Here is an 11,243-nt window from a genome sequence, read left to right as displayed (position 1 = left end):
CATAATAACCGCCACGCGGCGGCGGCGGGGGCGGTCCGCCACGTCCACCACGGGGACCGCCATGCCACGGCTGGGCCTGCGCGGCCGGCATAGCCGTTGTCAGTATACCCAGCGCAAGACTGGCTGACAGGAGGGAAGCAGTAAGTTTGCGCAGATGCATGGAGTTTGAGAACCTCGACATATCGTGAAGGCGGATAACGGGACCATTATGACCAATGTCCGTGTCGAAACAATGGCCGGGTCCGTGTCAGGCCACCCAGGGCAATCGCTTTGTCAGGGCGGATAACCGGTGGCGGCGCAATTCGTTGCGCGCCCTGGTATCATTGGTCATGTAATTCAGCTGGATGGTGTGGCGGGGGCCGACGTACTGCCGGTGGCCATGCCATGTGTCCGGCCCGTTGGGGAAGACCAGCAGCGTGCCGTTGACGGGCGGAACCTCGACCGTGAAATCTTCCAGATCATGGCCGTTGCGCAGCAGCCGCAGGCAGCCTTCATGCCGTGCCCATGCGGTGTCGTCGCCAGCATTCAGGTACAGCAGGACGGTTACGCGCTTGCTGGCGGAATCGCGGTGAATGCGTCCGTCCTTCGCCCGCGTGCGTCCACGCAGGGTCAGCATGGTGGGGGCGGTATCCAGATCCAGCGCGAATTTCCGCGCGATCAGGGTCCGCAGCCGTGGTCCTTCCAGTTCCGTCACCAGCTGCGCCATAAGCGGCGAAAGCGTCAGCGCGCCGGGCGGGAAGGACCCGCCGGAGCGGATGTCGGGCAGGCTTGCGGCAAGGGCATGCAGGTCATCGGGCCTGATGAAATGCGGGACCACCACATGCGCGAACGGCGCGGTGGACACGGGCGCTGTCTCCAGCGCCGCATAGTCGGGGGTGACGGGTTGGATCATGCCATCCTGCAAGCTGGTCACTAAGCAGCCCCCAGATTAGGCCCGGACACGCCCCCCCCGCAAGCATGCGTACGGGGGTCAGGCCGTGACCGTGTCCACCGCGTCCAGCACCCGGCTGGAATAGACCGTGGCCGCCCCTGCGTTCAGCGCCACGGCAACGCCCAGCGCCTCGGCAATTTCCTCTTTCGTGGCCCCGGCCTTCACCGCGGCGGTGGAATGGACGGATATGCAGCCGTCGCACCGCGTGGTCACGGCAACCGCCAGCGCGATCAGTTCACGCGTCTTGGCATCCAGCTTTCCGGTGCGCGCGGCAGCGCCATCCAGCGTCTGGAGTCCCTTGATGGTGTCGGGCGCGAGCGCCGCGAATGCTTTGATAGAGTCGCCCAGGTGGGCGCGGTAGGCGTTCCAGTCAGTCATCACAAACTCTCCATTCTGGCTGGTTTCAGTTCACCAGATGGAGAGAACCCCTGTCATGACACAGTTTGGCGAGTTTGCGCCCTTGATGGGGTGTTTGTTACGGACTATCGCCGAAATACCATGGATACAGACATAGCCCCCGCCCGCCCGTCCGCTGCGGCGTTGCCCGCAGGTACCGGCCCCCTCGCCGCCTATGAGGCCCGTGTGGCTTCTGGCCGTCTTGATCGTGACCCGGAACAGGAAAAGGCCGCCCGCCGGCTCGACCGCCTGTGGCGTGAACTGCGTGACTACCACCCGGTGGTCCAGCAGCACGCGCCGCAGGCCTCGGGCTGGCTGGGCGGGCTGAAGGCGCGCCTGGGCCTGTCGGGGCACCACGCCACCGAGGCCCCGCGTCCGCGCGGCGTTTACATGGTGGGACAGGTGGGGCGTGGCAAAACCATGCTCATGGACCTGTTCTTCAGCCTCGCCCCCGTGGAGCACAAGCGCCGGGTTCATTTCCACCGCTTCATGCAGGACGTGCACCAGCGCCTGCATGACATGAAGGTGGCCGATCCTGGCCTGACCGATCCCATCCCGCCGCTGGCGCGCCAGATCGCGCAGGAAGCGTGGCTGCTGTGCTTTGATGAATTCCAGGTCAACGACATTGCCGACGCCATGATCCTTGGCCGCCTGTTCGACTACCTGTTCGCCGATGGCGTGGTGGTGGTGGCGACATCCAACACGAAACCCGAGGACCTGTTCCAGGACCGTCCGGGCGCTGATGCCTTCAAGCCGTTCATTGCCGCGATTCTCAAGGAAGTGGATACCGTCATCCTCGATTCCCCGCGCGATTACCGCCGGGGCAACGCGCGGGGGATGCAGACATGGATCATCCCCGCCAATGACGCGGCGCGCCGTGCGCTCGACTCGATCTTCACCCGGCTGGCCGATGGCGCGCCGGTCGTGCCGGTCACGCTGGACATCATGGGCCGCCGCCTGAAGGTGGATCAGGCCGCGGGCCCGGTCGCGCGCTTCAGCTTTGCCGACCTGTGCGGCAGGCCGCTGGGCGCAGGTGATTACCTGGCGCTGGCCACGCGGTTCCCCAACCTTGTCCTGGATGGCGTCCCGCGTATGGGGCCGGATAATTTTGACGAGGCCCGGCGCTTCATCGTCCTGATCGACACGCTGTACGAACAGAACGTCAAGCTGTTCGCCTCAGCCGAGGACAGGCCGGACGCACTGTATGCAAAGGGGCAGGGCGCCACCGCGTTCGAACGGACCGCGTCGCGTCTGGAGGAAATGCAGAGCGCGGCCTATATGCAGCTGCCGCACCTGAACGCATAGGAGCGGACAGGGGATGAAAGGGTCACGCCATCGTGACGGTTATGGCGGTGGTGTGACTGGTCAGGCGGTAGGCAAGCAGGACGGTCTTTGCTTGGGTATGGGCAAGTTCGCATCAGCCGGGGCAAAGGCTGCGGATATGGACGTTTTCCGCACGCCGGTCCCCGCCTTCGGGGGACAGGCACGAAAATGTCAGTATGCGCGGCAAGCAGACCTGATCCTGATGAATGATGGCGGCATCCCGGCAAGGGTGCGGCTAGGGTAGCGATACAAATCGGGCCGGTGAAAAATGACATGCCGGATCCGACAATAGCGCGGCCAAAAAAGGCCGCCAGCGAGGAGATGTCTTCAATATGGCGGGCGTAGATATTCTTTCGACCGCATTCAGTGGCGCCAATACGGCCTATCTGGCTGAATTGTATGCGCGCTGGGTGGCCGATCCCAACAGCGTCGATCCTTCCTTTGCCTCCCTGTTCCAGGAACTGCATGAGGATGGTCCGGAAATCGTTCATGATGCGGAAGGGGCCTCCTGGGCGCCGCGTCCGCATATCATCACCGGTGATGAACCGGCCCCCCTGCCCAATGGCAAGGCGGCGGGGGTCACGGCCGAAGGGCTGCGGGCCGCGGCTGATGACAGCCTGCGCGCGACCCAGCTGATCCGCGCCTTCCGCGTGCGTGGCCACCTTGAGGCCCGACTGGACCCGCTGGGCCTGCAGGTGCCCCAGCCCCATGCCGACCTTGACCCGGCAACCTATGGTTTCGGCCCCAGGGACCTTGATCGCCCGATCTACCTTGGCCACACCGTCGCCAGCCTGATCGGGACCGATACCGCGACCATCAACCAGGTGCTTGATGCCCTGCGTTCGGTCTATTGCGGGCCGATCGGCGCCGAGTTCATGCATATCCAGGACCCCGAACAGCGCATGTGGGTGCAGGCGCGGCTGGAAGGTGACAACTGGCGCAGGGGCGCAAGCCCCGAGCAGAAGAAGGTCATCCTGCAGCAGCTGACCGAAGCGGAAGGCTTCGAGTCCTTCTGCCAGAAGCGGTATGTCGGCACCAAGCGCTTCGGCCTTGAGGGCGAGGACGTGACCATTCCCGCGCTGCACGCGATCATTGATCAGGCGGCGGCTGGCGGCGTGCGGTCGGTTGCCATCGGCATGCCGCATCGCGGGCGCCTGAACACGCTCGTCAACATCGTGCGCAAGCCCTACACCGCCATCTTCAGCGAATTCGCCGGCGCGTCCTTCAAGCCGGACGACGTGCAGGGGTCGGGCGATGTGAAATACCATCTCGGCACTTCCACCGATGTCGAGATCGGCGGCACTCCGGTCCATATCTCGCTCCAGCCCAACCCCTCGCACCTTGAGGCGGTGGACCCGGTGGTGATCGGCAAGGTCCGCGCGACACAGGATGATGACGACCCCCACCAGCGCGGCCGCCATATGGGCCTGCTGCTGCATGGTGACGCGGCGTTCGCCGGTCAGGGCATCGTGTATGAAACGCTGGCCATGTCGCAGCTGATCGGCTACCGCACCGGCGGTACGATCCATGTCGTGGTCAACAACCAGATCGGCTTCACCACCGTTTCGGTCCATTCCTTCTCCGGTCTGTACTGCACGGACGTGGCCAAGGCGGTGCAGGCCCCGATCCTGCACGTCAATGGTGACGAGCCGGAAGCGGTGATCTACTGCTCCCGCCTTGCGGCCGAGTTCCGCCAGAAGTTCGCATCCGACGTGGTGCTGGACATCGTGGGTTACCGTCGCCACGGTCATAACGAGTCCGACGAACCGTCCTTCACCCAGCCCACCATGTACAAGGCCATTGCCGCGCGCCCGACCATCCGCACGCTGTATTCCGACCGTCTGGTGCGCGAAGGCGTCGTGACAGAGGCGGAGGTCACGGCCGAATGGGACGGCTTCCACAACAGGCTGGAAGAAGCCTATCAGGCAGCACAGGGTTACAAGCCCAACAAGGCCGACTGGCTGGAAGGCGCGTGGAAGGGCCTGAAGCCACCGCCGGTGGACGCTACCCGTCCCGCGCCGGAAACCGGCGTGGCGATCGACACGCTCAAGGAAGTCGGTGCGGCGCTGGCGCATGTGCCCGATGACTTCAATGCCAATTCCAAGATCGTCCGTCAGCTCAAGGCCAAGGCCAAGATGTTCGAAACGGGCCAGGGAATTGACTGGGCCACGGGCGAGGCGCTGGGCTTTGGCACGCTGCTGCTGGAAAAGCACCATGTCCGCCTGTCGGGCGAGGACTGCCAGCGCGGCACGTTCAGCCAGCGTCATGCGGTGCTGATCGACCAGATCAACCAGAACACCTACGTGCCGCTGAACAACATCACCAAGGATCAGGCTGCGATCGAGATATACAACTCGCTGCTGTCCGAATTCGGTGTGCTCGGGTTTGAATACGGCTATTCGCTGGCCGACCCGAACGCGCTGGTGCTGTGGGAAGCGCAGTTCGGTGACTTCGCCAACGGCGCGCAGGTCATCATCGACCAGTTCATCGCATCGGGTGAAACCAAGTGGCTGCGCATGTCCGGTCTGGTCATGCTGCTGCCGCATGGGTACGAAGGGCAGGGGCCAGAACATTCCTCCGCCCGTCTGGAGCGTTACCTCCAGCTCTGCGCTGAAAACAACATGCGCGTATGCAACCTGACCACGCCCGCCAACTACTATCACGCCCTGCGTCGCCAGCTGTTCCTTGATTACCGCAAGCCGCTGATCATCATGACGCCGAAATCCCTGCTGCGTCACAAGCTGGCGGTGTCGGAACTGAAGGATTTCGGTCCGGGCACGCGCTTCCTGCCGGTCATTGGCGAAATCGACCAGATCGCAGCCCCCGCCAAGGTCGACCGCGTGGTGATCTGTTCGGGCAAGGTCTATTACGACCTGCTGGCCGAACGGCGTGAGCGCAAGCTGGATAATGTCGCCATCCTCCGGCTGGAACAGTTCTATCCCTTCCCCGAAAAGATGCTGGCCGAGGAACTGGCCCGCTATCCGCAGGCCAAGGTGATCTGGTGCCAGGAAGAACCGGAAAACATGGGTGGATGGAACTTTGTCGATCGCCTGATCGAAGGCGTGCTGACATCGGTTGGCCACAAGAGCACGCGACCGGCCTATGTCGGGCGTGTGGCGGCGGCAAGTCCCGCCACGGGGCTGGCGAAGGTCCATGTTGCCGAACAGACGGCGCTGGTGAACAGGGCGCTGGGTGTCAGCGCCTGACCGTCACGGGTTACGCATAAGGGAAATGGGAACGGCGATCTGGCCGTTTCCCTGAATAATGATAAGGCCGCCCGGACGTATCCGATGCGCCAGGGCGGCAAAGGGATTGGGAATTAAAAGATGTCTGCCGATATCAAGGTACCGACACTGGGTGAAAGTGTTACCACAGCAACCGTTGCAAAATGGCTGAAGCATCCCGGTGATGCCGTGAAGGAAGACGACCCGTTGGTGGAACTGGAAACCGACAAGGTCAGCGTGGAAGTTCCCGCGCCGCAGTCTGGTGTGCTTGGCCCGCTGCTGGTTCCCGAAGGCGAGGAAGTCGAGGTCGGCACCGTGCTGTCCACGATCGAGGCCGGCAGTGGCGCCGCCCCCAGGCCTGCGGCGGCTCCCGCGCCGAAGAAGGAAGCCGCCCCCGCAGGCGTGCAGGCCCAGCCCGTCGCCAATGGTCCGGTTGCCCGTCCGGCAACGCCGCCGTCCGATGTCGCGGCACAGGGTGCCGCGGCCGTGGCGTTCCCCAGCGCGCGCAAGATGATGACCGAGCAGGGCGTGTCCGCAGCCCAGGTCGGCACCGGCACCGGCAAGGATGGCCGGATCACCAAGGGTGACGTGCAGTCGTTCCTGTCGCAGCCGCGTGCAACCCAGCCTGCCGCTGCCGCGCGCCCGCCCCGTCAGGACGACCCGCGTGAGGAACGCGTGAAGATGACGCGCCTGCGCCGCACCATCGCCCGTCGCCTGAAGGATGCGCAGAACACCGCAGCCCTGCTGACCACCTTCAACGAAGTGGATATGTCCGCCGTCAAGCAGATGCGCGCGGAATACAAGGACCTGTTCGTCAAGAAGCACAACGGCACCAAGCTGGGCTTCATGTCCATCTTCAGCCGCGCGGTGATCGCGGCCCTGCAGGAATTCCCGGCCATCAACGCCGAAATCGACGGCGATGACGTGATCTACCGTGAATTCGTGAATCTGGGCATTGCCGTGGGCGGCCCCAACGGGCTGGTCGTGCCCGTGATCCGCGATGCGGACAAGATGAGCTTTGCCGAAATCGAAAGCACCATCGCGGGCTTTGGCAAGAAGGCGCGCGAAGGCACGCTGAAGATTGATGAACTGTCGGGCGGAACGTTCTCGATCACCAATGGCGGGATTTATGGCTCGCTCATGTCCACGCCCATCATCAATGCGCCGCAGTCGGCCATCCTTGGCATGCATGCCATCCAGGATCGTCCGGTGGCGGTTGACGGACAGGTCGTGATCCGCCCGATGATGTATATCGCCCTGACCTACGATCACCGGATCGTGGATGGCAAGGAAGCGGTCAGCTTCCTTGTGCGGGTCAAGCAGAACGTGGAAGACCCGCGCCGTCTGCTGCTGCAGGTCTGATGCCTGCCGGGGCCGTGCCCATGCGCGGCCCCTACGCGCAACCGCATAGCAAGCAGGACTGAATAGACATGACAATCGACATCAAGGTGCCCACGCTGGGCGAAAGTGTGACCACGGCTACGGTCAGCAAGTGGCTGAAGCAGCCCGGCGATACCGTGAACGCGGATGATCCGGTCGCCGAACTGGAAACCGACAAGGTCAGCGTGGAAGTCCCCGCCCCGCAGGCAGGCGTACTGGGCGCGCATGCCGTAAAGGAAGGCGACGAGGTTGAAGTCGGCACCGTTCTGACCACCCTGACCCCCGGCGCGGGTGGCCAGAAGGCAACACCCGCTGCCGCCAGGCCGGCCCAGCCCGCACCGGCCGCCACGGCCCCTGCTGCTGCACCCGCACCCAAGGCTGCCGCAGAGGCTCCGGCCGAAACGGATTACGATGTGATCGTGATCGGTGCGGGACCGGGTGGCTATGTCTGCGCCATTCGCGCCGCCCAGCTTGGTTTCAAGGTGGCATGCGTGGAAAAGCGCGCGACCCTTGGGGGCACCTGCCTCAATGTGGGCTGTATCCCGTCCAAGGCGCTGTTGCAGCAGTCCGAAAACTTCCATGCCGCCAAGGATGAATATGGCGAGATGGGCATCATCATCGACAGCGTGAAGCTGGATCTGGCGAAGATGATGGCGCGCAAGCAGTCCGTGGTCGATGCCAACGTGAAGGGCGTGGAGTTCCTGTTCAAGAAGAACAAGGTCACCTGGCTCAAGGGTGTCGGCAAGGTTGAAGGCACAGGTCGTATCACGGTTGATGGCAAGCCGGTCACGGCCAAGCATATCGTGATCGCGAGCGGCAGCGACAGCGCAGGCCTGCCGGGTGTGGATGTTGATGAAAAGCAGATCGTCACCTCCACTGGCGCGCTTGAACTTTCGGCCGTGCCCAAAAAGATGGTGGTGATCGGCGGCGGCGTGATCGGTCTTGAGCTGGGTAGCGTATGGCACCGGCTGGGCGCGGATGTGACGGTGATCGAATACCTCGACCGTCTGGTTCCCGGCACCGATAACGAAATAGCCAAGACGTTCCAGCGCATCCTGACGAAGCAGGGCCTGAAGATGAAGCTGGGCCACAAGGTGACCAGGGCGGAAAAATCCGCCAGGGGCGTGACGCTGACCGTGGAGCCTGCGCAGGGTGGAACCGCTGAAACGCTGGAAGCCGACGTGGTTCTGCTGGCCATTGGCCGTACGGCGGCCAGCAAGGGCTTCGGGCTGGAAGAAGCGGGCATTGAACTGGACAGGCGTGGCCGGATCGTAACCGATGCGCATTACGCCACCAGCGTGCCGGGCATCTATGCCATTGGCGACGTGATTGCGGGCCCGATGCTGGCGCACAAGGCCGAGGAAGAAGGCGTTGCCGTGGCCGAACTGCTGGCCGGTCAGGCAGGCCACGTCAATTACGGTGCCATCCCCGCCGTGGTCTACACCTGGCCGGAAGTCGCAACCGTCGGCAAGACCGAAGAAAACCTGAAGGAAGAAGGTGTTTCCTACAAGGTTGGCAAATTCCCCTTCACCGCCAATGGCCGTGCGCGCGCCATCGGCATGACGGACGGGTTTGTAAAGGTTCTGGCCGATTCAACCACCGATCAGGTGCTGGGCGTGCATATCATTGGTCCGATGGCGGGCGAACTGATTGCCGAATGCACAATGGCGATCGAATTCGGCGCATCGTCGGAAGACATCGCACGCACCTGCCACGCCCATCCCACGCTGAGCGAAGCGGTGAAGGAAGCGGCGCTGGATGTGGACAAGCGCGCGATCCATATCTGATCTGGCGTGATTAAAAGAAAACCCACCCGGCAGGTCTGCTGCCGGGTGGGTTTTTTTGTTTATGAAACAGGACTTTTATAATTTTCTGGGAAGATTTTTTTCAAAAATCCTTCAGGAAACGCCACCTTTTTGAAAAAAGACAGCACCCAAAAACGTCTTTTAATTACAAATGAACGGGGTAACCGCAGGGAAGCGATGGCGCAAGCATCAGGATGCGGTCGGTGCGGGGTTCCAGGCTTCTTCGCGAGTGATGCGGATCAGTTCCGTGGCGGAGACCGCAGGCGAAATGAAGAACCCCTGCACATAATCCACACCCAGCTTGCGCACCGTATCGAATTCATCCTGCGTTTCCACGCCTTCCACCGTTACGGCAAGGTTATAGCCGTGACCGAGCTTGATGAGCGAGGCCAGAAGGCTACGCGCCTTGGTATCCGACCCGATATTGCGGACCAGGCAACGGTCCAGCTTCAGTGACTGCAACGGCAGTTCCCGCAGGGTGGACAGGCGCACCGTGCCGTATCCGAAATTGTCCATCGCCAGACCGAACCCGTCTTCCGCCAGCCCACGCAGGCGCAGGCGGCTTTTTTCCGCGCGCCGTCCCTGCAGCATCTGTTCGGTGACTTCCAGCATGAAAGTGCCGGGATCAAGGTTGAGCTGCCTGATTTCACTGAACAGGTCGATCTGCTGTTCAAGGTTCAGCAGGTCCAGATGCGACAGGTTGACCGCCAGCCGCAGGCTGGGAAGACCCGCTTCCTTCCATTTCAGGATATCATCATGGAAGGACTGTACCAGATGCGTCTCCATGATCTGGGCCAGCGCCGAATCCGCGAACACATCGGTAAAGGCACCGGCGGATAGCAGCCCACGTTCGGGATGGTGCCAGCGCATCAGGGCTTCCGCCTGTTCGATCCTGCCGGTGCGGGCGTTGAGAATGGGCTGGTAATAGACCTCGAACTGTTTTTCCACGACACCCTGCCGGGCTTCCGACAGGATCTTGGCCCGTTCCATCGTGGTCTTGTGCAGGCTGGGCGTGAACATGCGTGCCTGTTTGCCGCCCGCCTGCTTGGCGGCATAGACCGCGACATCGGCGTTTTTCTGCAGTCCCTCCAGCGTATCCTCGCTGGTGATGGGGGTGGCGCCGATACTGCCGGAAATGCGCACGGTGGCGCTGTCCAGCATGATTGGTTCCTCCAGCAGGTTCTGGATCCTGTTCAGGATGGTCTGTAGCGGCGTGTGCTTCAGGCTGTGATGCAGGATCACCGCGAACTCATCCCCGCCCAGACGGCTTATGGCATCCTGCGGCCCGATCACTTCAATCAGGCGGGCCGCAATGGTCTTGAGCACTTCATCACCAGCATGGTGGCCATGGATGTCATTGACGGGCTTGAAGCCGTCAAGGTCGAACATCACCAGCACCTGCGGGTCGGCGTTACGGCGCTTGCTGGCCTCGACCGCGGTGACAAGGCTTGCGTTGAACCCCCCACGGTTCAGCAGTCCGGTCATGACATCGGTCGCGGCCTGCTTTTTCAGCCGGACCTTGGTGTTCATGAGTTCGGTAATCTCGAAACGGGTCGCAACGAACCCGCTTATGTCCCCGTTTGCGTTCTTGTGGGGGATAATGGTGGTCGCCACCCAGTAATGGCTGCCATCCTTGGCGCGGTTGCACAGGTTGCCATACCATGTCTCCCCCGAATACAGGGTGCGGTACATGTCGCGGAAGAACGCCTTGTTATGTTCCCCGGAATTCAGGATACGGTGGGTATGGCCCAGCAGTTCTTCACGCGAATACTGGCTGATCTGGCAGAATTTGTCGTTAACGTAGGTAATGATCCCCTTGCGGTCGGTGACCGCCACGATCAGGACATTATCGACCACATCCGCCCAGAAGTCGGCATCTTCATGTGTTAGGGCACGAAGCCTGTTATCATGGTGTGCGGACATTCTGTTACCTCGATACGGAGCGGGAAACGGGGAATTACCGGTATTCAATCTAGGACGATTTCTTCTTGTCGGAAACAGTTTTGGCGGCTGCGACCGGCGGCGGGACCTTCTTGATCGTCTTGTGCTGCCGCACCCATTTTTCCAGATCGTCGGGGGCCAGCGGCTTGGCGAACAGGTAGCCCTGCATCACGTCGCAGTTCAGTTCCTCCAGCAGCTGGCGCTGCTGTTCGGTCTCCACCCCTTCGGTCACGACCGTCATGC

Annotated in this window: 8 protein-coding genes; 4 read left to right on the top strand and 4 right to left on the bottom strand. The window is 62.4% G+C overall.

Annotation, left to right across the window (positions count from 1 at the left end):
• Positions 1–247: 247 nt before the first annotated feature.
• Both B7449_RS13750 and B7449_RS13745 read right to left on the bottom strand, forming a co-directional pair.
• Positions 248–892 carry a 2OG-Fe(II) oxygenase gene (locus tag B7449_RS13750; RefSeq protein ID WP_039736216.1) on the bottom strand — a complete coding sequence of 215 codons (645 nt, stop codon included), beginning with the start codon at positions 890–892 and terminating at the stop codon, positions 248–250.
• A gap of 78 nt (positions 893–970) precedes the next feature.
• Positions 971–1,309: a carboxymuconolactone decarboxylase family protein gene (locus B7449_RS13745; RefSeq protein WP_039736214.1), complete on the bottom strand. Its 339-nt coding sequence runs from the start codon at positions 1,307–1,309 to the stop codon at positions 971–973.
• A 120-nt stretch (positions 1,310–1,429) separates the two neighbouring features.
• On the opposite strand from B7449_RS13745, the gene zapE reads away from it, so the two are divergent.
• The 4 genes from zapE (at position 1,430) to lpdA (ending at position 9,041) form a co-directional block, all read left to right on the top strand.
• Positions 1,430–2,632, top strand: a complete 1,203-nt coding sequence (gene zapE, locus B7449_RS13740) for a cell division protein ZapE (RefSeq protein ID WP_039736217.1) — start codon at positions 1,430–1,432, stop codon at positions 2,630–2,632.
• 350 nt (positions 2,633–2,982) lie between these two features.
• The gene (locus tag B7449_RS13735) at positions 2,983–5,856 is read left to right on the top strand and encodes a 2-oxoglutarate dehydrogenase E1 component (protein WP_039736213.1); all 2,874 of its coding nucleotides are present in this window, start codon (positions 2,983–2,985) and stop codon (positions 5,854–5,856) included.
• 120 nt (positions 5,857–5,976) lie between these two features.
• Entirely contained in the window at positions 5,977–7,236 is a 1,260-nt protein-coding gene (gene odhB / locus B7449_RS13730; protein ID WP_039736211.1) for a 2-oxoglutarate dehydrogenase complex dihydrolipoyllysine-residue succinyltransferase, read from the top strand.
• 68 nt (positions 7,237–7,304) lie between these two features.
• The gene (gene lpdA / locus B7449_RS13725; protein WP_039736210.1) at positions 7,305–9,041 is read left to right on the top strand and encodes a dihydrolipoyl dehydrogenase; all 1,737 of its coding nucleotides are present in this window, start codon (positions 7,305–7,307) and stop codon (positions 9,039–9,041) included.
• Positions 9,042–9,248: 207 nt separating this feature from the next.
• Here lpdA and B7449_RS13720 read toward each other — a convergent pair whose 3' ends face one another.
• Both B7449_RS13720 and B7449_RS13715 read right to left on the bottom strand, forming a co-directional pair.
• A complete protein-coding gene (locus tag B7449_RS13720; protein ID WP_039736209.1) occupies positions 9,249–10,982 on the bottom strand; it encodes a putative bifunctional diguanylate cyclase/phosphodiesterase in 1,734 nt (577 codons plus the stop codon).
• A 49-nt stretch (positions 10,983–11,031) separates the two neighbouring features.
• Positions 11,032–11,243, bottom strand: a 212-nt coding sequence (locus tag B7449_RS13715) for an EAL domain-containing protein (RefSeq protein ID WP_048883716.1), incomplete at its 5' end; no start/stop codon positions are given.

The sequence above is a fragment of the Komagataeibacter intermedius TF2 genome, assembly GCF_000964425.1.
Lineage (GTDB): Bacteria > Pseudomonadota > Alphaproteobacteria > Acetobacterales > Acetobacteraceae > Komagataeibacter > Komagataeibacter intermedius.
The sequence above is the reverse complement of the archived record's forward strand: the minus strand, read 5'-3'. Positions and strand labels throughout refer to the sequence as shown.

Coding starts and splice junctions, on each gene's coding strand:
- B7449_RS13750 (WP_039736216.1), bottom strand. CDS start 892: ATGATCCAACCCGTCACCCCCGACTATGCGGCGCTGGAGACAGCGCCC.
- B7449_RS13745 (WP_039736214.1), bottom strand. CDS start 1,309: ATGACTGACTGGAACGCCTACCGCGCCCACCTGGGCGACTCTATCAAA.
- zapE (WP_039736217.1), top strand. CDS start 1,430: ATGGATACAGACATAGCCCCCGCCCGCCCGTCCGCTGCGGCGTTGCCC.
- B7449_RS13735 (WP_039736213.1), top strand. CDS start 2,983: ATGGCGGGCGTAGATATTCTTTCGACCGCATTCAGTGGCGCCAATACG.
- odhB (WP_039736211.1), top strand. CDS start 5,977: ATGTCTGCCGATATCAAGGTACCGACACTGGGTGAAAGTGTTACCACA.
- lpdA (WP_039736210.1), top strand. CDS start 7,305: ATGACAATCGACATCAAGGTGCCCACGCTGGGCGAAAGTGTGACCACG.
- B7449_RS13720 (WP_039736209.1), bottom strand. CDS start 10,982: ATGTCCGCACACCATGATAACAGGCTTCGTGCCCTAACACATGAAGAT.